Below are 22,860 nucleotides of genomic sequence, written 5' to 3'. Positions count from 1 at the left end.
GCGACGAATGCGAAGTCCTCCATCCGTTTCCGAAAGGAAACGCCTCAGCGGCGGGCCAAGGCGCGTTCGAGCTCCTCCTTGCTCATCTTCGAGCGGCCTTCGATGCCTTCGCGCTTGGCGTCCTCGTAGAGCTGCCGCTTGGTCCGCCCGCCCGGGCCCTCGCGGTTGCCGGAGCGCTTGCCGCCGCGGCGCTGCGGCGGGATGTCCTCGGTGGAGACCTTGCTCCGCTGCCGGGCGGTCCCCTTCTGCGCCCGGTTCTTGTTCACGGTCCGCGCGGCGATCTCCTCCGCTCTGCCCTCACCGGACCCGTGCTCCTTCGCACCCTGCTTGACGTGCTCGTACTGCCGCTCTTCCTTGGCGGACCACGCTCTCTGCGGCATGAGTTCCCTCCGTTCCGAACGCGTCATCACCTGCCCGAGGCCTACCCCCGCACCCCGCGTCGAAAACCCCGGCATTCGTCGCGCGAAAACCGCAGTTTTCGACGCGCGAAAACCGCGGTTTTCGACCCGAGGGGTCCGCCGGGAGGTGGCGGGCCCCTCGGGGTGTGGTGGGAGCGGGGTTCTACGGGTTGACGTGGGCGTTGCGGAGGAGGCGGGCCGCTTCGAGGGCCAGCGGGTCGAGGTCCTGGGGAGGCGTGTCGGCGAGGTGGTCGAGTTCGGTCCGCATCCGCGGGTCCCAGAACATCGTGATGTGGTGGGCGACCTCGCGGGCGGCCTGGCGGGGTGGCAGGTGGGCGAACTGGATGGCGATGTCGTTGGCCATCCGGACCTGCGGGGAGACGTCGTCGCTCACTCGCTCATCACCGCCTCGCGCTCCTCGGCCGCCGCCTGCTGCCGGCTCGCCTCGCGGGCGACCTGGACCGCGGTGACCTTGTACTCCGGGCAGTTGGTGGCCCAGTCGGAGTTCTCCGTGGTCACCACGTTCGCGCCGGTCACCGGGTGGTGGAAGGTCGTGTACACCACGCCCACCGGCATCCGGTCGGAGACCTTCGCGCGCAGCGACGTCGTGCCCACCCGGCTCGACAGGTTCACCACGTCGCCCGTGGAGATGCCGCGGTCCTCGGCGTCGTGCGGGTGGATCTCCAGCACGTCCTCCGGGTGCCAGGCCACGTTGGCGGTGCGCCGGGTCTGCGCGCCGACGTTGTACTGCGACAGGATCCGGCCCGTGGTCAGCACCAGCGGGTAGCGGCGGGTGCTGCGCTCGCGGGTCGCCACGAACGGCGTGAGCACGAACTTCCCCTTGCCGCGCACGAACTCGTCTGCGTGCATGATCGGCGTGCCCTCGGGCGCCTTGTCGTTGCACGGCCACTGGACGCTGCCGAGCTCGTCCAGCTTGCCGAACGACACGCCCGCGAAAGTCGGTGTCACGGCGGCGATCTCGTCCATGATCTCGCGCGGGTGGTCGTAGTGCATCGGGTAGCCCATCGCCTGGGCGATCTCGCAGGCCACCTGCCACTCGTCCTTGCCGGACTTCGGCACCATCACCGGCCGGACCCGGTTGATCCGCCGCTCGGCGTTGGTGAACGTGCCGTCCTTCTCCAGGAACGAGGTGCCCGGCAGGAACACGTGCGCGAACTTGGCGGTCTCGTTGAGGAACAGGTCCTGCACGACCACCAGCTCCAGCGCCGACAGCGCCGCCTGCACGTGCTGGGTGTTGGGGTCGGACTGGGCGATGTCCTCGCCCTGCACGAACAACCCGTGGAAGCTGCCGTCCACGGCGGCGTCGAACATGTTCGGGATCCGCAACCCCGGTTCGGCGAGGATGGGCCGCTCCCAGAGCTTCTCGAACACCTCGCGGACCGCGTCGTCGGCCACGTGCCGGTAACCGGCGAGCTCGTGCGGGAACGAGCCCATGTCGCACGAGCCCTGCACGTTGTTCTGCCCGCGCAACGGGTTCACGCCCACGCCGTCGCGGCCGATGTTGCCGGTGACCATCGCGAGGTTGGCCATGCCCATCACCATCGTCGAGCCCTGGCTGTGCTCGGTGACGCCCAGGCCGTAGTAGATCGCGCCGTTGCCTCCGGTGGCGTAGAGCCTTGCGGCCTCGCGGACCTGCTCGGCCGGCACGCCGGTGATCGACTCCACGGACTCGGGGCTGTTCTCCGGCCGCGCGATGAACTCCGCCCACTCGTCGAAGCCCTCGCAGCGCGAGGCCACGAACGAGGAATCGGTCAGCCCCTCGGTGACCACCACGTGCGCCATCGCGTTGACCATCGCCACGTTCGTTCCCGGCGAGAGCTGGAGGTGGTGGGATGCCTCGATGTGCGGGCTGCGCACCAGGTCGATGCGCCGCGGGTCGATCACGACGAGCTTGGCGCCCTCCCGCAACCGGCGCTTCATCCGCGAGGCGAACACCGGGTGCCCGTCGGTCGGGTTCGCGCCGATCACCACGATCACGTCGGAGGAGGCGACCGACCGGAAGTCCTGGGTCCCGGCGGAGGTCCCGAAGGTCTGCTTGAGCCCGTAGCCGGTCGGCGAGTGGCACACCCGCGCGCAGGTGTCGACGTTGTTGTTGCCGAACGCCGCCCGCACCATCTTCTGCACCACGTAGACCTCCTCGTTGGTGCAGCGCGAGGAGGTGATGCCGCCGATCGCATCGGTGCCGTGCCGGGCCTGGATGGCGCGGAACTTCTCAGCGACGTAGGAGATCGCCGTGTCCCAGTCGGTTTCGCGCCACGCGTCGGTGATGCTCTCCCGGATCATCGGGTTGAGCTGCCGGTCCGGGTGGGTGGCGTAGCCGAACGCGAAGCGGCCCTTGACGCAGGAGTGGCCCTCGTTGGCTCCGCCGTCCTTGTACGGCACCATCCGCACCAGCTCGTCGCCGCGCAGCTCGGCCTTGAACGAGCAGCCCACGCCGCAGTAGGCGCAGGTCGTCAGCACCGACCGGGTCGGCATGCCGAGGTCGACCACCGACTTCTCCTGCAGCGTGGCCGTCGGGCAGGCCTGCACGCAGGCGCCGCAGGACACGCAGTCGGATTCCAGGAACGGATCGCCCTGGCCGGCCGCGACCTTGGAGTCGAAGCCGCGGCCCTCGATGGTCAGCGCGAACGTGCCCTGCACCTCGTCGCAGGCGCGCACGCAGCGCGAGCACACGATGCACTTGGAGGCGTCGAAGTCGAAGTAGGGGTTGGAGGTGTCCTTGGGCGCGTCGAGGTGGTTCTCGCCCTCGTAGCCGTAGCGGACCTGCCGCAGGCCGACCACGCCGGACATGTCCTGCAGCTCGCAGTCGCCGTTGGCCGCGCAGGTCAGGCAGTCCAGCGGGTGATCGGAGATGTAGAGCTCCATGACGCCCTGGCGCAGCTTCTCCAACCGCGGGGTCTGGGTGCTGACCTTCATGCCCTCGGTGACCGGCGTGGTGCACGAGGCCGGGGTGCCCTTGCGGCCGTCGATCTCCACCAGGCACAGCCGGCACGAGCCGAACGCTTCCAGGCTGTCGGTGGCGCACAGCTTGGGGATGTCGGTGCCGGACTCGGCGGCGGCGCGCATCACCGACGTGCCCTCGGGCACGGTGACCGGCACGCCGTCGATCTCGACGGTGACGGTGGCCTCCCCCGTCCGGGCCGGGGTGCCGAAGTCGGGCTCCTTCAACAGGCCCATCGCTACTTCGCCTCCTTCTGGAAGTCCTCGGGGAAGTGCTCCAGCGCGCTGCGCACCGGGTTCGGGGTGAGCCCGCCCATCGCGCACAGCGATCCGTCGGTCATCAGCTCGCAGAGGTCGTTGAGGACGGCGAGGTTGCCGTCGCGGTCCTGGCCGCCGACGATCCGGTCGACGGTCTCCACGCCCCGCACCGCGCCGACCCGGCACGGCGTGCACTTGCCGCAGGACTCCTCGGCGCAGAACTCGAACGCGAAGCGCGCCATCGCCGCCATGTCCGCGGTGTCGTCGAAGACCGTGATGCCGCCGTGGCCCAACATCGCCTGCGCCTCGCCCAGCGCCTCGTAGTCCATCGGCAGGCCGAACCGCTCGGGCGGCACGTAGGAGCCCAGCGGTCCGCCGATCTGCACCGCGCGCACCGGCCGCCCCGACCGGGTGCCGCCGCCGTAGCCGTTGACCAGCTCGTCGATCGTGATGCCGAAGGCGGACTCGAACACGCCGCCGCGCTTGACGTTGCCCGCCAGCTGGAAGACCTGGGTGCCGCGCGAGCGCTCCACGCCCAGCTCGGCGTAGGCCTCGCCGCCGTCGGCGAGGATCGCCGGGACGCTGGCGAGGGTGAGCACGTTGTTGACCACGGTGGGTTTGCCGAACAGACCGGTGATCGCCGGGATCGGCGGTTTGGCGCGCACCATGCCGCGCTTGCCCTCCAGGCTCTCCAGCATGGAGGTCTCCTCGCCGCAGATGTAGGCACCCGCGCCGACCCGCACGAACAGGTCGAACCGCAGGTCCGAGCCGAGGATCCCCTCGCCGAGCCAGCCGACGGCGTAGGCGGCGTCGATGGCGCGGCGCAGGGTGCGCACGGCGTCGGGGTACTCGGAGCGGACGTAGAGGTAGCCCTCGGTGGCGCCGACGGCGTGGGCGGCGATGGTCATGCCCTCGATGAGGCAGAACGGGTCGCCCTCCATGAGCATCCGGTCGGCGAAGGTGCCCGAGTCGCCCTCGTCGGCGTTGCAGCAGATGAACTTGTCGGGTCCCTCGGCCTGCAGCACGGTGTTCCACTTGATCCCGGCGGGGAACCCGGCGCCGCCGCGCCCGCGCAGGCCGGAGGCGGTGACCTCCTCGACGACCTGGGCGGGTCGCTCGGCGAGCGCCGCGCGGAGCCCGCGCAGCCCGCCGTGCGCCTCGTAGTCCGATGTGGACAGCGGGTCGGTGATGCCGACGCGGGCGAAGCACAGCCGCTGCTGGTCGCGCATCCACGGCAGCTCGTCGACCACGCCCTGGCGCAGCTCGTGCTCGGCGCCGCGCAGCATCCCGGCGGCGATGAGCTCCTCCACGCGGCCCGGGGTGACCGGGCCGTAGCCGACGCGTCCTCGGCTCGTCTCGACCTCGACCAGCGGTTCGAGCCAGAGCATGCCGCGAGAGCCGTTGCGCACCAGCCGGATCGGTTCGTCGGCCGCGCGCTGGATCGCCGCGGCGACCTCGTTCGCGCCGACCGAGACCGCGGCGGAGTCCTGGGGGACGTGGACGGTGATCATGCGCTGCCCTCCGCGAGGATCTCCACCAGGCGGCTGCGGTCGACGCGGCCGTGCAATCGTCCGTTGACCTGCGCGGACGGCCCCAGCGCGCAGTTGCCCAGGCAGAACACCTGGTCGAGGGTGACCGACCGGTCCGGGGTCGTCTGGCCGATCTTGACGCCGAAGACCTGCTCGGCGTCGGACACGAGCTGCTCGGCGCCCACAGACTGGCAGGCCTCGGCACGGCAGATCTTCACGGTGGTGGTGCCCGCGGGCTCGGAGCGGAAGTCGCCGTAGAACGAGATGACCCCGTGGACATCGGCTCGCGAGAGGTTGAGCTCCTCGGCCAGGATCGGAACCGCCTGCGGATCGATCCAGCCGAACTCCTCCTGGAGGTGGTGCAGGATGGGCAGCAGCGCCCCGCGTTCGCCCCGGTGCGCTTCGACCACGCCGCGCACCCGTTCCGCTCTCGTCATCTGCGTCTCCACTCCGTTGTAGATTGGGTCCACCGTCGCGCCGCCGGACGCAGAGTTCAACGCACGCTCGTTTATGCAGCGATAAGCGCGGAGTATCGCCGTGCACCGACCGTCACCGAATTCGTGACATCTTCGCTGGACAGGGGCATTTCTCGCGCTTTTCCCGGTCGGCCCCGGCGAAATCCGCGGACGCTGCGAGACCGGTCGCGACCAGCGTTTTCACCCGTCTGCGTCAATCCTTGATCATTTCTCCGGCGCGCCGCTGGTTGGTCCTCCCGCGCCGTTCGTCCGGGGTTGCCGCGCACTCGTCCCGTTCGCCTTGCCCGGCGTTTCCGAGGGCGCCTAACTTCGAATCCGACGGCGAATCGGGGAATTGCTGTCGAACCCCGATTCCCGCCGCCGGAAAACGAACTCCGGCGGACCGCGAAACCCGAGGAGATGCGATGACCTGGGAAACCCCCGCCTACACCGTGGTCGACGTCTGCGCTGAGGTCACCGGTTACTTCTACCGGTCCGAGGACTGATCGACCTCTCCCACCACGTGGCTAGATCCGGTGCCGCAAGGCCCGACCTGCCGGTGGTCGAAAACCCCGGTTTTCGCGCGACGAAAACCGGGGTTTTCGCCCCGCGCGGTTCGGGAGGGCCTTGCGGCACCGTCATCCCCGGAGTCCGGTGAAAGGGAGAGCGTCGATGCCCCGGGCCACGCATCGAGTCCGAGTGTGCGGGATCCACGAGCTGCCGCCCGGCACCGTGCGACGCCTGCGCACCATGCCCCCGGTCGCGGTGTTCAACGTCGCCGGCCGCCTCTACGCCATCGACGACGTCTGCTCGCACGCCTACGCGATCCTCAGCGAAGGCCACTTCGACGGCACGTCGCTGGAATGCCCGATGCACATGTCCCGCTTCGACGTCCGCAACGGCGAACCGCTCTGCCCGCCGGCGACCGAGCCCCTGCGCACCCACCAGGTGGAGGTCACCGGCAACGAGATCGTCGTCCACGTCGACATCAGCAACGCCTGAGGGACGGTTCCAGCCGGAATCGCCCGGGATTCGCACCCCTGAATCCCGGGCGATTCCGGCTGGAACCGTCCCATGCCGCGCACCGCCCGCAGCACCAACGACCTCGACACCCCGGACGCCGCGGAGGGCGCCGGGGTGTTGTCGTGCGGGGCTCAGCGCGTCGAGGTCGTGACCCTGCGGTAGACCGGCTCCGGCGTCGTGGGTCGGGGTGCGTTGGCCTTGTCCACCGCGTCCTGGATGAGGTGGTGGTCCGACGAGTAGGTGCAGACCGGGTCCGTCCGGGAGGCGTCGCCGGTCAGCGCGAACGCCTGGCAGCGGCAGCCGCCGAAGTCGATCTCCTTGCGGGAGCACGACCGGCACGGGTCCGGCATCCAGTCGGTGCCCCGGAACGCCTCGAACGCCGGGGACTTCGCCCAGATCCAGTCCAGCGGGTGCTCCATCGCCGACGGGAACTCCAGCGTGTCGATGTCCGCGGCCACCGGGCACGGGTACACCCCGCCGTCGGGCGCGACGGTGAGCGCCGTGGCGGCCCACCCGCCCATGCAGGGCTTCGGGAACGGCTCGTAGTAGTCCGGCAGGATCCACAGCAGTTCCATCGTCCCGGCCAGCTCGGCCTTGCGACGCCGGTAGACCTGCTCGGCCGCGGCCAGCTGCTCGCGGCTCGGCAGCAGCACGTCCCGGTTGAGCAGGCCCCAGCCGTAGTACTGGGTGTTGGCCAGCTCCAGCCGCTCGGCGCCCCACTCGCGGCAGACGTCGATGATCGAGTCCAGCCGGTCGAGGTTGAGCCGGTGCAGCACGACGTTCATGTTCAGCGGCAGCCCGGCGTCGGCGATGATCCGCGCCGCCTCCTGCTTCTTGTCGAACCGCTTGGTGGCCGCCACCAGCTCGCTGGCCTCGGCGTTCTCACCCTGGACGCTGAGCTGCACGCTGTTGAGCCCGGCCTCTACGAGCGACTTCGCCCGCTGCTCGGTGAAACCGAGGCCGCTGGTGATCAGGTTCGTGTAGAGCTCGCAGCCGCGCGCCTCGGTGATGAGCTCGGCGAGGTCGGGGCGCAGCAGCGGCTCGCCGCCGGAGAAGTGCACCTGCACGACGCCGAGGTCCGCGGCTTCGCGGATCACCCGCAGCCAGTCCTCGGTGCCCATCTCCCTCTCGCGCGCCTGCAGCTCCAGCGGGTTGGAGCAGTACAGGCAGTGCAGCGGGCACCGGTGGGTGAGCTCGGCGAGGAGCCCGTAGGGCGCGGAGGTCATGCGACCACCACCCATCCCTGGTCGCGGGCGTCGCGCAGGAACGCCAGCACGTCGTCGGTGAGCCCGGTGGCGCCGAACTGCTCCTCCAGCACCTCGACGATCTCGCGCACCGTCCGGTCGCCGTCGCAGAGCCGCAGGATCGCCGAACCCGACGCGTTGAGCTCGACGACCCGTTCCGGGAGCAGCAGCAGGTCGGCGTCGCGGACCTTGTCGTGCTTGAGCATCGCCTTGGTCACCAGGCGAGGTCTGCTCTCGGGTTCCATCACTGGTCCTTGCCGTAGGCGAGCTGCACCGAGTCGAGAAGGGTCCACAGCACGTCGCACTTGAACTCCAGCGAGCGCAGGCACGCCTCCTGCTTCTCGCGGGTGTCGGCGTGGGTGAGCACCAGGCCGAGCAGGTGCTCGATGTCGGCGGGCTGCTGCGTCAGCCGGGTCCGGAAGTACTCCAGCCCGCGCGAGTCCAGCCACGGGTAGTGCTTCTCCACGTCGACGATGCGGCGGCTGAGCAGGTCCGGCGCGAAGAGCTCCGTCATCGCCGAGGCCACGGCCTCCAGCCACGGCTTGTGCCTGCAGAAGTCGACGTAGGCGTCGACGGCGAAGCGCACCCCGGGCAGCACGGTGCGGACGTCGTGCAGCTCCTCGCGGGACAGCCCGACCGCGGCGCCGAGCCGCACCCAGCGCTCGATGCCGCCCTCGGTGTCGGCGGTGCCGTCGTGGTCGGTGATGCGCTTGATCCACCGCCGCCGCTCGGCCCCGTTCGGGAGCTTGGTGAGGATGAACGCGTCCTTGATCGGCAGGTTGATCTGGTAGTAGAACCGGTTGCGCACCCAGCCGCGGAACTCCTCCTCGGTGAGGTCACCGGCGTGCATCCGCTGGTTGAACGGGTGCAGGTGGTGGTAGCGCGCCTCGCCCACCGCCCGCAGCTCGGCCTCGAACTCCTCCGACGACCAGGGCCTCATAGCTCGACCTCCAGACCCGCACGTCCCACCTCGATGCCCTGCGCCGCGAGTTCGGCTCGTTCGGCGGAGCTCTCGTCGAGGATGGGGTTGGTGTTGTTGACGTGGACGTAGATCTTGCGGCGGGCGGGCAGCGCGGCCAGCTGCCGCGCCGATCCGTCCGGACCGCTGATGGGCATGTGGCCCATGGACCTCCCGGGGCGGTCCCCGGTGCCCTGCCGGGCCATCTCGTCGTCGGTCCAGAACGTCCCGTCGACGAACACGCAATCGGCGTCGGCGACCTGCTCGGCGAAGTGCTCGTCCCACCGCGGCACGCCCGGCGCGTACACGGCGGTGCCGCCGCTGACCGGGTCGTGCAGCACGTACCCGGTCTCCCACTCGCCGGGCCCGGCGTGGTGCCCGACGTAGCGCGGCGGTTTGCTCCCGGTCGCGAACGCCGTCACCTGGAGGCGTTCGTCCAGGTCCACGGGCTTGCCGACGTGCACCGTCCGCCACCGGAAGTCGGCGTAGTCGGCGACCAGGTCGCGCACCGGGAAGTGGTCGGTGAGCGCCGCCAGCACGGGCGCCGTGCCGTGCACTTCGAGGGCCGAGCCCTCGCGGAGCACCAGCAGTCCGATCGTGTGGTCGAACTCGGCGTCGGTGAGCAGCACCCCGGCCACCGGTGTGTCCCGCGCCCCGGGTCCGGGGTGCAGGCGCGGATCGGCGGCGATCTGGTGGTGCACGTCGGGAGTGGCGTTGAGCAGGTACCAGCGGTCACCCGTGCCGGACACCGCCAGACCCGCGTGCGCCGAAGCGCGCTCCGGTGTTGTGCGGGCCTTGCGGCATCCGGCGCAGGCGCAGTTCCACTGCGGGTACCCGCCACCTGCCGCGACTCCCAGGCAGTGGATGAGCACGATCGACCGTCAGCCCTGGTGGTAGTAGCCGGTGACTTCGGCGCAGACGTCGATCACGGTGTAGGTAGGGGTCTCCCAGGTCATGAATGCCTCCTCGCGGTTCGGTGTTCAGGCAGTTCACAGCCTCAGTGATCGGTCATCGCGGTGACAACCGATCGCCGACCGGCGGCGTGGAACTGCCAACGAGCGGCACCGCCGGGACTACGAGCGGTGCGGTTCGAGCGTGCGCGTGATCGCCCGCTCCGGCAGCGCGTGCGGCTCGTCAAACACCCAAGAGGCGACGGATTTCCGGCGCGTGACGCCGGGAGACGGGCACGGTTTCCGGCACCCGCGGGTCGGTGACGAGGAACAGCTCGCCCTTGGTGCCGCGCTCGACCTCGGCGACCCGGCGGAGGTTGACCAGGAAGCGGCGGTGGACCCGGCGGAACCCGTGGCGGGTCAGCGCCTGGTCGACGTGGTCCAGCCCCCGGGTGGCGGCCAGTATCCGGCCGCGGTCGGTGCTGAGCCACACGGTGTTGCGGTCGGCCTCGGCGTAGCGGATCTCCGACGGGGCCAGCAGCACGAGGCGGTCGTTGCGTATCCCGATGACCCGGGGCGGCATGGGCACGGCGGCGCCCTCACCGGCGCGACCGTACGGTTCGCCCTCCTGCAACCCGAACGCGCAGAGCATCCCGACGACGCGGTTGGCCTCGGTGATGGGCCGCATCGTGGCGGGCATGGTGCCCTCGGAGGCCACCCCCAGCTGGGCGTACCCGCTCCACTGTGGATTCTGCGCGGCGCGGCCGGCGGCCCAGCGGACCACGTCGTCGAGCTCGGGGATGTCCGGGCGGGAGCGCTCGCCGGGCTCCAGCGCCCCGCGCGAGGCCGGGGCGTCGCCCGGCAGGCGCAGCATGGCCAGGGCGGCGGCGTTGGCGGCGATGATCTTGCCGCCCCGGTCGAGGGCGACCAGCGGGCCGCTCGAATCGGTGCGCTCCTGCTTGAAGGCGGCGACGGCGCGCTTGGCCTCGCCGACGGCCCTGCGGTGGATCTCCTGCTCGATCCCGGCCGCGGCGTTCTGCAGCCAGGTCGGGACCTGCCCGGAGAGCGTCGCGTCCCAGCGCGAGATGTTGATCGAGGCGATGGCCGTCCCGGTCACCACGTCGCGGATGGCGATGCCCGCGCAGTCCCACTGGTGCAGCCCTTCGCACCAGTGCTCGGCGCCGGTGACCGTGACCGGGCCCGGGACCTCGAAGGACGTGCCCATCCCGTTGGTGCCGGTGGCCTTCTCCGACCACGACGACCAGGGCGCCATGTTCGACACCTCGGCTCGTCGCCGGGCCGACGGGTCGCCCCAGGTGCCCAGGATGCGCCCGGTCCCGTCGGTGACGGCCACGACGCCGCCGTCGAGCTCGACGTCGCGGCCCGCCAGCGCACCCAGCCCGCCGAGCTGGGTGAAGATGACGTCGTTGTCCGGTCCGTGGTCGTGATGCCCGGGTGCGGGTGGCGCCGCGTCCAGGCTCGGATCCACTTCGTACTGATCTCGGCACCGGTACCAGGACGCGAGGATCTCGGGACGCACCGACGCGGTGACGTCGTCTCCGGTGGCGAAGGCCTCCCAGGCCTTGGCGACGGCGGAGGTGGAGGTCAGCGCATCTCCGCCACGGGTGCTCGATGCGATTTCCAACGGCGTGACCAAGCCGGCCATCACGACCTCCTCGTCGTCATTCGGACATGCGCCATCGCCCCACTGGGCGTGACCCCAATCACGCTAAGGGGTTGTCATGTGTGGAAGCAACAACGGCCATCCACTTGGGGCAGTGACCGCACGTGCAATTGATCTCGTTGCTCCCCAGGGAAAACCGTCCGTTCGGGTAGTTGCGGAAGACGAATCGAGGGATCCGGCATCCGCTTCGGCCGACCACGCCGCGCGACTTCGCCGACCGCGCTCACCAGCGGGCGCCAACCGCGTTCGTGCGCGGGACTAGCATGCCCGCATGCTGCTGCGGCAACTGGAATACCTGACCACCCTCGCGCGCGAGAAGCACTTCGCCCGCGCCGCGGAGGCCTGCTTCATCTCGCAGCCCGCGATGTCGGCGGCCATCCGCAAGCTGGAGGCCGAGCTGCACGTCCAGATCATCCAGCGCGGCAACCGCTTCATCGGGTTCACCCCCGAAGGCGAGCGGATCCTGAAGTGGGCCTACCGCATCCTGGCCGAGCGCGACGCGCTGATCGAGGACGTCGGGGCGATGCGGGAGGGGCTCAGCGGCCGGTTGCGGGTGGGCTGCATCCCCACGGCGCTGTGCGTGGTGCCGATCCTGACCTCGCTGCTGTGCCAGGACCAGCCGCGGGTGCGGGTGCAGGTGAGCTCGATGACCTCCATCGAGATCCAGCGGGGGCTGTCGCAGTACGGGCTCGACGTCGGCGTCACCTACATCGACAACGAGCCGCTGACCGGGGTCCGCACGGTCCCGCTCTACCACGAGCGCTACCTGCTGCTGGCTTCCGAGGACGAGCTCGACGACCGCGAGAGCGCGACCTGGGCGGAGGCCGCCGAGCTCCCGCTGTGCCTGCTCTCGGAGGACATGCAGAACCGCCGCATCCTCAACTCGGTCTTCGAGCAGGCCCAGGCCCGCCCGCAACCCGCGGTCGAGACCAACTCGATCAGCGCCCTCTACGCCCACGTCCGCGAGGGCCCGTGGGCCACGGTCCTCCCCCACTCCTGGCTGCTCCGCTTCGGCGTCCCCGAAGGCATGCGAGCAGTCCCCCTGAAGGACCCCGAGATCACCAAAACCATCGGCCTCGTCCTCCACGACAGGGACCCGGAACCCATCCTCGCCAAGGCCTTCGTCGACACAGCCCGCACAGTCAACCTCGACGAACTCCTCGAAGCCACCACCCCGGCCTGACCCGGTGTCAAAAACCCCGGTTTTCACGCGACGAAAACCGGGGTTTTCGACACGCGAATGCTGCGGTTTTCGACATCGGGTCAGGGACCGACGATCTCGAACGCGAGAGTCGTTCGGGAGACGGCAATGCCACGACCACCGCTGCTCGGCTGGATCGCCGTGCCCAGCACGACGCACGACTGCTGCTCCCCGGGGGCCCGAACCCAGGACGAACGTCGGATTACGGCCGTAATCCGGCACCTGAACGCGGCCGTGATCCGGGTCAGGGGACAGGATCTGATCCCTTTTCGGGTTTCGCGGCGGGATCGATCGCGTCGAGGGTCTCGCTCCAGGGCAGGTCCTGCTCATCCGACCTGCGCGGCTCGTGGAGCCTGGCAACAGATCGAGGTCGTCCTCGCCGGTCAGGAGTTCTTCCAGGCGTTGATCTGCGACTGGTTGAGCGTGCCGTCGGCGATGAGGACGTGCAGGTCGCGGGTCAGCGAGACACCGGGATCGAGCAGGATCGGGTCGGTCGCTGCGAGCTGCAGGCCGATGCCGGGGTAGTCGTCGACCCGCGCGAACCACGGGTCCGCTGCGTTGGCGAACACGAGCGTGAAACCGCGATCGGTCCAGGCCAGCCACGGTGCCGAGGAGCCGTGGACCGCTTCCTCGCCCGCAGCCGTCTCGGTGAACACCTCAGGTTCCACTGCCGGCGGGAGCCTCCAGAAGAAGCCTCCGTAGCCGGCGCCTGCGCGGCCGTTGGTGGCCGGGCTGCCCAGGGACAAGGTTCGCGCGGTGGCGTTGGTGAGGGTGGTCGTGACGTGCAGCTGCCAGCCCGGGCCCGTCCGACTCGCCCGAGTATTGCGGGTTTCGCGCAGGAGCGGTTCGTGCGGGGTCCACCAGGTGAGGGACTCGTCGAAGCCCTCGTTCGCGCAGGTCAGGGAGCCGGTTTCGATGCGGCCGTGGTCCTCCCGGGCGACGTAGCCCTGGTCCCGGACGTAGGTGTTGCCGCCCCAGAAGTTCCAGCCGTCGACGTCCTGCAGGGCGAACGAGAACCCGAGGTGCCACGGGTGGTCGTCCGGGCAGGTGTCGGTGACCACGCGGCCGCCGAGGGTGCGGATCGGGTGCAGGTGCGGGCGCGGGGACAGGTGCGCGGGCAGCTCGGCGCCGGAGCGGCGCTCGGCGACCGAAACCCCGCCGACGCGGATCACTTCAACCACGGGACATCCATTTCGGACAACAACTGCAACGAATCAGCAGCGCGGACAACGTCTTCCGACACACCCGGAACGACGTGGCGGTCGCCGTCGCGCTCCGACGGGATCTCCACCGGGTCGGGAGCAAGCCGAACCGCCTCCAGCACCCGCATGAACGGGCGCGTCGCCGCGGGCGGGACCAGCAGCGGCGTCCCCGAGCGGGTGTGCGCGATGAGGTTCTCCAGCAGATCGGTGGCGCCGTGCTCGGTCGTCTCCACCCGCTCCGGCGTCTCCACCCGGACCCGGTCGGAGCGGTAGTCCAACAACATCCGGCCCCGCGAACCGCGCAGCACCACGTACGGGTCCACCTCGCGGTCCGCGCACAACGTCACCGCCACCACGATCGGCACGCCCCGGGCCGTCACCAGCCGCAGGCACGAGGTGTCGTCGGCCTCGATCGGGTTCGCCCGGTACAGCTCCACGGACAGCTCGCGCAGCTCCTCGTCGTCCGAAACGCCTTCCAGCGCAAGAGCGTTCGCGATGGCGTGCGCGAACGGGTTGGTCAGGGCACCGTCGACCACCGGGACACCGTCGAGCGAGCGGCGACCCGCCCAGCGAGCGCGGGCGTAGTAGTCGGCGCCGCGCCGCCACGCGCCCGCCGCACCGATCCCCCGCAACTCCCCGATCGCACCCCGCTCCAGCAGCGCCCGCGCGTGCCGCAGCGCGTGCGAACCCAGGCTCTGGAACCCGATCTGGCACGCCCGTCCGGTGCTCGCCAGCGACGCCGCCAGCTCGTCGAACTCCGCCAGCGTGGGCGTCGGCGGCTTCTCCAGCAGCACGTGCGAGCCGGCGCGCGCGGCCAGCAGCGCCAGCTCGGAGTGGGTGTGGATCGGCGTGCACACGATCGTCACGTCCGGGCGCGTCTTCTCCAGCAGCACGGCCAGATCCGGCTCCACCGGCACGCCCGGGTCGACCTCCGGCGGCCGAGGATCGCAGATCCCGACCAGCCGCACGTCCGGCATCCGCTCGACGTTCCGCAGGTGCCAGCGGCCGTGCCCGTGCACGCCCACCAGCACGACGGTGGTCGGATCGCTCATCGCCCCTCGCAACTCCTCGGCTGCACCGCATCGTAACCATCCGGAAAGCGCATTCCAACCTGTCGCGGAGAGGTTGACACGCGGCGCCGGGACGCTGTTCGATGGAAAGCGCTTACCCGCCCGGCGGGTCGATCGGGACAACGAAGTGCCGAGGGAGACACTAGTGACCACACCCACGACCGAGAGCACGAGCGACTCCAAGAGCAAGTCGCGCAAAGCGGCCGCCAGCGGCTGGATCGGAAGCGCGCTGGAGTACTACGACTGGTTCGTCTACGCCCAGGCCGCAGCGCTGGTCTTCCCGAGCATCTTCTTCCCGGGAGGCAACCCCACGGTCGCGCTGGTCTCCTCGCTGGGGACCTACGCCGTCGGCTACGTCGCGCGCCCCATCGGCGCGATCCTGTTCGGGCACTACGGCGACCGGCACGGCCGCAAGAAGGTGCTCGTGCTGGCGATGCTGCTGATGGGCTTCTCGACCTTCGCCGTCGCACTGCTGCCCACCTACCACCAGGCCGGGCTGCTGGCCCCGGTCCTGCTGGTGCTGCTGCGGTTCGTGCAGGGCTTCGCCGTAGCCGGGGAGCTCAGCGGCGCCAGCGCGATGATCACCGAGCACGCGCCGTTCGGCAGGCGCGGCTACTACACCAGCTTCAGCCTGCACGGCACGCAGGCCGGGCAGATCATCGCCGCGGCCGTGTTCCTGCCGCTGTCGGCGATCCTGTCGGAGCAGGCGTTCGACTCCTGGGGCTGGCGGGTCCCGTTCCTGCTCAGCGCCGTGGTGGTCTTCGCCGGCTACGTGATCCGCCGCCGGGTCGAGGAGCCCGAGGTCTTCACCCGGGGCGAGGGCAAGCCGCAGCAGGCTCCGTTCCTGCAGGTCATCCGGGAGAGCGGCACCGACGTGCTGCGGGCGATCTGCATGACCCTGGTCAACGTGATCGGCGTGGTGGTGTCGGTGTTCGGCGCGGCCTACGCGACGCAGTCCGGCTACGGCATCGAGATGAGCAAGTCGGTCTACCTCTGGATCCCGGTGGTGGCCAACCTGGTCGCGCTGCCGTTCATCCCGTGGTTCGCGAGCCTGTCGGACCGCTTCGGCCGCCGACCGCTGATGATCGTCGGCGCGCTGGGCTCGGGCCTGCTGTCCTTCGCCTACCTGTGGTCGGTGAGCCGGGGCGACGTCGTGCTCACGATCGTGCTGGCGATCCTGACGTGGGGGATCTTCTACCAGATCTGCAACGCCACCTTCGCCGCCTACTACCAGGAGCTGTTCCCGGCCCGCACCCGCGTGACCGGCTTCGCCATCGCGCAGAACGTCGGTCTGACGATCGTCGCGTTCCTGCCGAGCCTGTTCACCCTCGCCGCTCCCCCGGGTTCGGCGAACGTCCCGCTGGTCGTCGGCGGGCTGTGCCTGGGCATCAACGTGATCGCGGCGATCGCGGCCTTCACCGCCCGGGAGACGCACCGGGTGCCGCTGGAGCAGCTCGGCGAGAAGCACGCGGTGCCGATGCCGCGCGAGGAGTTCGACCGGCTGCGCTCCGCCGTGCGCTGATCTCCGAGCGCTATCCTGGGGGAATACGCATTCCCCACCAGGCAAGGAGCGTCGTGGCGGCACGAGCAGCGACCCTCACCGACGTCGCCAAGGAGGCGGGCGTCTCGCTCGCCACGGCGTCGCGGGCCCTCAACGGCAGCGACCGGGTGGTCCGCGCCGAACTGCACGACCGCGTGCTGGCGGCGGCCACCCGGCTCGGCTACTCCCCCAACGCTCAGGCGCAGTCGATGGCCCGCGGCTCCACCGACCTGGTGGGGCTGCTGGTCAACGACATCGCCGACCCCTACTTCTCGACCATCGCCGCCGGCCTGGCCAACGCGGCCGAGGAGCAGGGGCTGCTGGTGATGCTGTGCAGCACCGCCGGGCGCCCGGAGCGCGAGCTGGAGCTGCTGGGGGCGCTGCGGCGGCAGCGCGGGCGCGCGATCGTCATCGCCGGAAGCCGCACCTCCGACCGCTCCCACCTGCGCGAGCTGTCCGCGCAGATCGATCCGTTCGTCTCCTCCGGCGGCCGCGTGGTGGCCATCAGCGAGCCGAAGCTGCAGGTCGACACGCTGGTGGTGGACAACCGCGGGGGCGCGCGGGAGCTGGCCGCCGAGATCGCGGCCCTCGGCTACCGGAAACCGGCGATCCTGGCCGGTCCGGAGCAGCTGCTGGTCTCGCAGGACCGCAAGGCCGGGTTCGCCGAGGGCTGGCCGTCGGCCGAGCCGGTCGTGGTGGCCGACGAGTTCAGCCGCGACGGCGGTTTCCGCGCGATGCACCGGCTGCTGGACTCCGGCGCCGAGGTGGACTGCGTGTTCGCGATCAACGATCTGATGGCGCTGGGCGCGATGGCGGCCTGCCGCGAGCGCGGCGTCGACGTGCCTGGAGACCTGGCGGTGTCCGGGTTCGACGACATCTCCACGCTCCGCGACGTCACCCCGGAGCTGACCACGGTCCGGTTGCCGCTGACCGAGATGGGCCACATGGCGCTGGACCTGGTGCTGGGCGACCGGACGGTGAAGCCGCGTCGCCGCAAGGTCCAGGGCGAGGTCGTCCTGCGCGAGAGCACTCCGGCTCGCTGAACTCCCCTTGCATCGGGCGTGGGGTTCGGCCTACCGTCTTGGTAAGCGCTTTCCAAACGAGGAGGTTCGGCATGGCCGAGCGACGCCTGGGCGTCATCATGAACGGCGTCACCGGACGCATGGGATACCGGCAGCACCTGGTCCGGTCGGTTCTGGCCATCCGGGAGCAGGGTGGTGTCGAGCTCTCCGACGGCACGAAGGTGGTGCCGGACCCGGTCCTGGTGGGGCGGAACGAGGAGAAGCTCCGCGAGATCGCCAAGAACCACGGGATCGACCGCTGGAGCACCGATCTCGACGAGGTGCTGGGCGGGCCGGACGAGCTGTACTTCGACTCGCAGCTGACCTCGGTGCGCGAACCCGCCATCACCCGCGCGCTGGCCGCGGGCAAGCACGTCTACACCGAGAAGCCGGTGGCCGACGACGTCGAGGGCGCCCTGCGGCTGGCCCGGCTGGCGCGCGAGGCGGGCGTGAAAACCGGTGTGGTGCACGACAAGCTGTACCTCCCGGGCCTGCTCAAGCTGCGCAGGCTGGTGGAATCCGGGTTCTTCGGGCGGATCCTGTCGGTGCGCGGCGAGTTCGGCTACTGGGTCTTCGAGGGCGACGACCAGCCCGCGCAGCGACCGAGCTGGAACTACCGCGCCGAGGACGGCGGCGGCATCGTCTCGGACATGTTCCCGCACTGGAACTACGTGCTGGAGAACCTCTTCGGCCGGGTCGAGGCGGTGACGGCCAAGGTCGTCACGCACGTCCCGGAGCGCTGGGACGAGCGCGGTCGCTCCTACGCGGCCACCGCCGACGACGCGGCGTACGGCATCTTCGAGCTCTCCGGCGGCGTGATCGCGCAGATCAACTCGTCGTGGACCACGCGGGTGCACCGCGACGAGCTGGTGGAGTTCCACGTCGACGGCACGCACGGCAGCGCGGTGGCCGGGCTGCACCGCTGCGTCGCGCAGCACCGGGCGCACACGCCCAAGCCGGTGTGGAACCCGGACCTGGTGGAGACCACGCCGTTCCGGCAGCAGTGGTCGGCGGTGCCCGACAACCAGGAGTTCGACAACGGTTTCAAGGCGCAGTGGGAGCAGTTCCTGCGCCACCTCTGCGACGACGGCGACCACCCGTACGACTTCCTCGCGGGCGCGCGCGGCGTGCGGCTGGCCGAGGCGGGGCTGGAGTCCTCCAGCGAGGGACGCCGGGTCGAGCTGGGCGAGGTGACGTCGTGAGCCTGCTCCTCCCCCGGGCCGACGGGCGGGTGGTCGCCCACACCACCGGCGCGCCGCGCGAGTGGCCGCGACCGGCCGGGCCGCTGCGGTCCCGTACCGCGTTCGCCGCAGCTCACGTGGTTCCGCGCGTGCTGGGCGAGAACGTGCCGGGCGCCCCGGCCGACATCGACTGGGACGCGACGCTGGCCTACCGGCACCGGATCTGGTCCTACGGGCTCGGCGTCGCCGAGGCGATGGACACCGCGCAGCGCGGGATGGGCGTGGGCTGGCCGGAGGCCGCCGAGCTGGTGCGCCGCTCGGCGGCCGAGGCCCGCTCGGTCGGCGGGACGATCGCGGCCGGCGCGGGCACCGACCACCTCACCGGGACGCCGTCGTTGGCGCAGGTCCTCGACGGCTACCGGGAGCAGGTCGCGGTCGTGGCCGGTGCGGGCGCGCGGGTGATCCTGATGGCCTCGCGCGCGCTGGCGGCGGTGGCCCGCTCGGCCGACGACTACGCGTCCGTCTACGGCGCCCTGCTGGACGAGGCCGACGAGCCGGTGATCCTGCACTGGCTGGGCCCGATGTTCGACCCGGCGCTGAGCGGCTACTGGGGCAACGACGACGTCGCGACGGCGACGAAGACGTTCCTGGAGATCATCCGCGCCCGCCCGGAGAAGGTCGACGGCGTGAAGGTCTCGTTGCTCGACGCCGAGCACGAGACCGCGCTGCGCCGCGAGCTCCCCGAAGGCGTGCGGCTCTACACCGGCGACGACTTCAACTACCCGGATCTCATCGTCGGCGAGGGCGGGGAGCACTCGGACGCGCTGCTGGGGATCTTCGCCGCGATCTACCCCGCGGCATCGGCGGCGATCCAGGCACTGGACGCCGACGACCCGGCGACGGCTCGGTCCATCCTGGACAGCACGAAGCCGTTGGGGCGTCACATCTTCGAGCAACCGACGTTCCACTACAAGACGGGGATCGCGTTCCTGTCCTGGCTCAACGGGCACCAGCCGGGGTTCTCGATGGCGGGCGGGCTGCACGCGGGCCGGTCGGTGCCGCACCTCGCGGAGGTGTTCCGGCTGGCCGACGAGGCGGGCCTGCTGGTCGACCCGACCGCGGCCGAAGAGCGGATGCGGGGGTTCCTGGCGGTGAACGGGGTGGGACGGTGACCGATCTGGACCGGTTGTCGCTGAACATCGCGACGACGAAGAAGTGGACGCTGCGCCAGGCCGTGGAGGGCGCGGCGCGCGCCGGGCTCCCGGCGGTGGGCCTGTGGCGGGACCGGGTCGCCGAGGAGGGGCTGGCCTCGTCGGCGAAGCTGGTCCGCGACGCGGGCCTGCGGGTGTCGAGCCTGTGCCGGGGCGGTTTCCTCACCGCATCGGACGAGGCGGGGGTGCGCGCGGCGCTGGAGGACAACCGCGCGGCGATCGTCGAGGCGGAGGCGCTGGGCACGGAGGCGCTGATCCTGGTCGTCGGCGGGCTTCCCGAGGGCGATCGGGACCTGGCCGGGGCCCGCGCGCGGGTGGCCGATCGGCTCGCCGATCTCGCCCCGTTCGCCCGCGACCACGGCGTCCGGCTCGTCCTGGAGCCGCTGCACCCGATGTACTGCGCGGACCGCGCGGTCGTCTCGACGCTGGAGCAGGCGCTGGACCTGGCGGCCCCGCACCCGGCGGAGGAGGTGGCGGTCGTGGTCGACACCTTCCACGTCTTCTGGGACCCGGCGCTGGCGGGCGGCATCGCCCGCGCGGGCCGGGAGAACCGCATCGCCTCGTACCAGGTCTGCGACTTCAACCTGCCGATCGCCCGGGACGCGCTGCTGTCTCGGGGCATGATGGGCGACGGCGTCGTCGACTTCGCCGCCGTCACGCGCATGGTCGCCGCCACCGGCTACTCCGGCGACGTCGAGGTGGAGATCTTCAACGCCGAGATCTGGGACTCCCCCGGCGACCAGGTCGTCGCCACCATGAGCGACCGCTACCGGGAACTGGTGCTGCCCCACCTGCACTCGGCCTGATCGCCTTCGGTCGGACGTTCGCACCTGTTGGCCCAAAGCCGACGGGTGCGAACGCGCATCCGACCGGTTCCTGCTGCTCGACGCCCTCACCCGCGAACTCGACGCGGACCGACCCTGGCCAACCCGCCGACCGACCCGATAGCCTACCAAGCACTTGCTTGTCCCGGCTTCGGGCTGAGGTCGAGGACCCGATTTCAATGGAAGTCGGGATCCCGATTTCCGTTGAGATCGGGGTTCTACGAGGTGAGGAGGCGGGTTTGGCGACGTTGCCGATGTTCCGGCTGGACGGCCGGGTGGCGTTGGTGTCCGGGGCCGGGCGCGGGATCGGGGCCGCGACCGCGTTGGGCCTGGCGGAGGCCGGGGCCGACGTGGCGGTGCTGTCCCGCACGCCCGAGCAGATCGAGTCCGTGGCGAAGCAGGCCCGCGAGCTGGGGCGACGCGCCGTGGCGATCCCGACGGACGCCGGGGACCCGGAGGCCGTCTCGGCGGCCGTGACCCGGGCCGCCGAGGAGCTCGGACGGCTCGACGTCGTGGTGAGCGTGACCGGCGGCTCGATGCCGCGGCCGTTCACCGACACCCACGACGAGGCGCTGCGGAAGTCCTTCGAGAACAACGTGGTGCACGGCGTCCGGCTGGTGCGCGAGGCCGTGCCGCACCTGACCAGGTCGGACTCGGCGAGCGTGGTGATGGTCTCCAGCAGCACCGGCCACCTCGTCGGGCGCGGCTACCTCGCCTACGGCGCCGCCAAGGCGTCGCTGGACCACGCGGTCCGCATGATGGCCGCCGACCTCAACCCGAACATCCGCGTCAACGCGGTCGCCCCGGGCGCCATCCTCACCGAAGCCCTCGAAGTCGTAGCAGCGGACCCGACGATGAAGGCCACCCTCGAAGAGCACACCCCGCTCCGCCGCATCGGCACCCCCGAGGACGTCGCAGCGGCCATCCTCTACCTCGCCTCCCCGGCCTCGTCCTACGTCACGGGCCAGGTCCTGGCGGTGGACGGGGGTCTCGTCACCCCCAACATGCCCCTCCCCATCCCCGACGTGTGAGGTCCGGTCACTCGCAGGCGACTCCGTCGCCGTCTCCGTCCAGTTTGGACGTGTAGCCGGTGTCGCCGCGGTGCAGCGGAGCGGCGCCGGCGGCGCGGGCCTGCGCGCAGTCGGCGTAGTAGGCGGGGAGCACGACCTCGCTGGAGCCGGGTGCCGGAGCGGGCGCGGGCACCGGGGCGGCCTGCACCGGCGGGTGGCATCCCTCGCCCCACAGCCCGCGGCCCGCGGTCTTCGCGGTCGCCTCCGCCTGGACGAGTTCGGCGGTCAGGCCCTCGGCCAGGAACGACTGCGGGTAGAACTCCGCCGCGCCCTGCTGCAGCGCGAGCGAGGAGTACTCGGCGCCGTCGGGCAGGATCAGCGAGACCTCCGGGTCGGGACTGCGCCCGCTGCTCCAGCCGACGCCGAAGGCGGCGCGCACCGTCACCCCGCGCAGCGTCCGCTCGGCGAAGGACCGGGCCTCGGCACCCCAGCACTCCCCCGCCGGTGGCGTCTGCAGCCCGGCGAGGCGCACGACCTGCGGGTCGCGACCGGGAACCCGGATCAGCACCCGGTCGTCGTCGAGGACGTCGAGCACCAGCGCCTGGTCCTGCGGCGGCCCGGGCGCGACGACGGGTGAGGGCGTGGCCACCGACGGCGGCGGCGAGCTCGGCTCCCGCAGGACCTGCGGCCCGGCCGGTTGCGCCCGCTCGTCGTGCTCGGCCAGCCCGCCGATCGCCAGCAGCGCGATCACGGCAGCGAGCGCGGACGTCCCCGCGATCAGCGGTGCCCGCTTCGAGCCGCCCCGCCGGTACCAGTGGGCGCCGACGGCCGGCCAGAGCGTCAGCGGCCAGAACACCGCGGCGACCACCCCGGCCATCACCCACGGCCACGCGCGACCCTGCCGGGCCCGCTGCCGCCAGAGCAGCACGCTCATGACCACCGTCGCCACCATGCCGACCAGGTAGACGATCCCGAAGACCATCGGACTCCTCACTGCGCTCGGGTTCGGAGAACGATGATCCCTCACCCGATCGAGTGGCCGTGGTCAGATCACCCGGAACACCACCCCACCGGAGCAACGGCGTCCGGTCGGAACGGGCCGCTCCATACGTATTCATCCGGAGTTGATCGCTCCGGTACCACGGCGATCACGCTGGAGT

General features: G+C 71.0%; 22 protein-coding genes. 8 read left to right on the top strand and 14 right to left on the bottom strand.

The genetic code is table 11. From position 1 onward, the window contains the following. Positions 1-44: 44 nt before the first annotated feature. From REH65_RS28105 to REH65_RS28085, 5 genes are all read right to left on the bottom strand, one after another. Positions 45-380 (bottom strand): plasmid stabilization protein, encoded by a 336-nt coding sequence (locus tag REH65_RS28105; protein ID WP_406689790.1) that lies wholly within the window; start codon positions 378-380, stop codon positions 45-47. Between the two features lie 181 nt (positions 381-561). Continuing rightward, the gene (locus REH65_RS28100; RefSeq protein ID WP_406689789.1) at positions 562-792 is read right to left on the bottom strand and encodes a formate dehydrogenase subunit delta; all 231 of its coding nucleotides are present in this window, start codon (positions 790-792) and stop codon (positions 562-564) included. Continuing rightward, positions 789-3,596 (bottom strand): formate dehydrogenase subunit alpha, encoded by a 2,808-nt coding sequence (gene fdhF, locus REH65_RS28095; protein ID WP_406689788.1) that lies wholly within the window; start codon positions 3,594-3,596, stop codon positions 789-791. The genes REH65_RS28100 and fdhF overlap by 4 nt, the downstream gene beginning before the upstream one ends. Positions 3,597-3,598: 2 nt before the next feature. Continuing rightward, on the bottom strand, positions 3,599-5,128 hold the full coding sequence (locus REH65_RS28090; protein WP_406689787.1) for a formate dehydrogenase beta subunit: 1,530 nt from the start codon (positions 5,126-5,128) through the stop codon (positions 3,599-3,601). Continuing rightward, positions 5,125-5,583: an NAD(P)H-dependent oxidoreductase subunit E gene (locus REH65_RS28085; protein WP_406689786.1), complete on the bottom strand. Its 459-nt coding sequence runs from the start codon at positions 5,581-5,583 to the stop codon at positions 5,125-5,127. Before REH65_RS28085 ends, REH65_RS28090 begins: the two co-directional genes overlap by 4 nt. 690 nt (positions 5,584-6,273) lie before the next feature. Here REH65_RS28085 and REH65_RS28080 point away from each other — a divergent pair. After that, positions 6,274-6,603: a bifunctional 3-phenylpropionate/cinnamic acid dioxygenase ferredoxin subunit gene (locus REH65_RS28080; RefSeq protein ID WP_406689785.1), complete on the top strand. Its 330-nt coding sequence runs from the start codon at positions 6,274-6,276 to the stop codon at positions 6,601-6,603. A gap of 152 nt (positions 6,604-6,755) precedes the next feature. Here the strand turns inward: REH65_RS28080 and pqqE are convergent, their stop codons facing one another. The 6 genes from pqqE to REH65_RS28050 form a co-directional block, all read right to left on the bottom strand. Next, complete coding sequence (pqqE, locus tag REH65_RS28075) at positions 6,756-7,850, bottom strand: pyrroloquinoline quinone biosynthesis protein PqqE (RefSeq protein WP_406689784.1); 1,095 nt, start codon at positions 7,848-7,850, stop codon at positions 6,756-6,758. Beyond that, positions 7,847-8,113, bottom strand: a complete 267-nt coding sequence (pqqD, locus tag REH65_RS28070) for a pyrroloquinoline quinone biosynthesis peptide chaperone PqqD (protein ID WP_281453546.1) — start codon at positions 8,111-8,113, stop codon at positions 7,847-7,849. The genes pqqE and pqqD overlap by 4 nt, the downstream gene beginning before the upstream one ends. Beyond that, on the bottom strand, positions 8,113-8,808 hold the full coding sequence (gene pqqC, locus REH65_RS28065; RefSeq protein ID WP_281453547.1) for a pyrroloquinoline-quinone synthase PqqC: 696 nt from the start codon (positions 8,806-8,808) through the stop codon (positions 8,113-8,115). Before pqqC ends, pqqD begins: the two co-directional genes overlap by 1 nt. Beyond that, positions 8,805-9,698, bottom strand: coding sequence for a pyrroloquinoline quinone biosynthesis protein PqqB (gene pqqB / locus REH65_RS28060; protein ID WP_406689783.1), 894 nt, complete (start codon positions 9,696-9,698; stop codon positions 8,805-8,807). Before pqqB ends, pqqC begins: the two co-directional genes overlap by 4 nt. A gap of 9 nt (positions 9,699-9,707) precedes the next feature. Then, positions 9,708-9,782, bottom strand: a complete 75-nt coding sequence (gene pqqA, locus REH65_RS28055) for a pyrroloquinoline quinone precursor peptide PqqA (RefSeq protein ID WP_406693256.1) — start codon at positions 9,780-9,782, stop codon at positions 9,708-9,710. A gap of 178 nt (positions 9,783-9,960) precedes the next feature. Beyond that, positions 9,961-11,382, bottom strand: coding sequence for a LytTR family transcriptional regulator DNA-binding domain-containing protein (locus tag REH65_RS28050; RefSeq protein WP_406689782.1), 1,422 nt, complete (start codon positions 11,380-11,382; stop codon positions 9,961-9,963). A gap of 289 nt (positions 11,383-11,671) precedes the next feature. On the opposite strand from REH65_RS28050, the gene REH65_RS28045 reads away from it, so the two are divergent. Then, entirely contained in the window at positions 11,672-12,583 is a 912-nt protein-coding gene (locus tag REH65_RS28045) for a LysR family transcriptional regulator (protein WP_406689781.1), read from the top strand. 401 nt (positions 12,584-12,984) lie between these two features. Here REH65_RS28045 and REH65_RS28040 read toward each other — a convergent pair whose 3' ends face one another. After that, positions 12,985-13,782 (bottom strand): PmoA family protein, encoded by a 798-nt coding sequence (locus tag REH65_RS28040; RefSeq protein WP_406689780.1) that lies wholly within the window; start codon positions 13,780-13,782, stop codon positions 12,985-12,987. Next, complete coding sequence (locus REH65_RS28035; protein WP_406689779.1) at positions 13,770-14,855, bottom strand: Gfo/Idh/MocA family protein; 1,086 nt, start codon at positions 14,853-14,855, stop codon at positions 13,770-13,772. Before REH65_RS28035 ends, REH65_RS28040 begins: the two co-directional genes overlap by 13 nt. 163 nt (positions 14,856-15,018) lie before the next feature. On the opposite strand from REH65_RS28035, the gene REH65_RS28030 reads away from it, so the two are divergent. From REH65_RS28030 to REH65_RS28005, 6 genes are all read left to right on the top strand, one after another. Beyond that, positions 15,019-16,395, top strand: coding sequence for an MFS transporter (locus REH65_RS28030; RefSeq protein ID WP_406689778.1), 1,377 nt, complete (start codon positions 15,019-15,021; stop codon positions 16,393-16,395). A 53-nt stretch (positions 16,396-16,448) separates the two neighbouring features. Continuing rightward, on the top strand, positions 16,449-17,456 hold the full coding sequence (locus tag REH65_RS28025; protein WP_406689777.1) for a LacI family DNA-binding transcriptional regulator: 1,008 nt from the start codon (positions 16,449-16,451) through the stop codon (positions 17,454-17,456). Between the two features lie 71 nt (positions 17,457-17,527). After that, positions 17,528-18,676 carry a Gfo/Idh/MocA family protein gene (locus REH65_RS28020; protein WP_406689776.1) on the top strand — a complete coding sequence of 383 codons (1,149 nt, stop codon included), beginning with the start codon at positions 17,528-17,530 and terminating at the stop codon, positions 18,674-18,676. Further along, entirely contained in the window at positions 18,673-19,827 is a 1,155-nt protein-coding gene (locus REH65_RS28015) for a dihydrodipicolinate synthase family protein (protein ID WP_406689775.1), read from the top strand. The genes REH65_RS28020 and REH65_RS28015 overlap by 4 nt, the downstream gene beginning before the upstream one ends. A gap of 5 nt (positions 19,828-19,832) precedes the next feature. Beyond that, complete coding sequence (locus REH65_RS28010) at positions 19,833-20,672, top strand: sugar phosphate isomerase/epimerase family protein (RefSeq protein ID WP_406693255.1); 840 nt, start codon at positions 19,833-19,835, stop codon at positions 20,670-20,672. Between the two features lie 257 nt (positions 20,673-20,929). Beyond that, positions 20,930-21,721: an SDR family oxidoreductase gene (locus REH65_RS28005; RefSeq protein WP_281453558.1), complete on the top strand. Its 792-nt coding sequence runs from the start codon at positions 20,930-20,932 to the stop codon at positions 21,719-21,721. 7 nt (positions 21,722-21,728) lie between these two features. On the opposite strand, the gene REH65_RS28000 is transcribed toward REH65_RS28005, so the two are convergent. Then, positions 21,729-22,682, bottom strand: a complete 954-nt coding sequence (locus REH65_RS28000) for a thermonuclease family protein (protein WP_406689774.1) — start codon at positions 22,680-22,682, stop codon at positions 21,729-21,731. Positions 22,683-22,860 lie beyond the last annotated feature (178 nt).

This window comes from Saccharopolyspora sp. ID03-671 (genome assembly GCF_045278815.1).
In the GTDB taxonomy this organism is placed as follows: Bacteria; Actinomycetota; Actinomycetes; order Mycobacteriales; family Pseudonocardiaceae; genus Saccharopolyspora; species Saccharopolyspora ipomoeae.
Note: the sequence above shows the minus strand (reverse complement) of the source record. Positions and strands in the feature narration are given on the sequence as shown.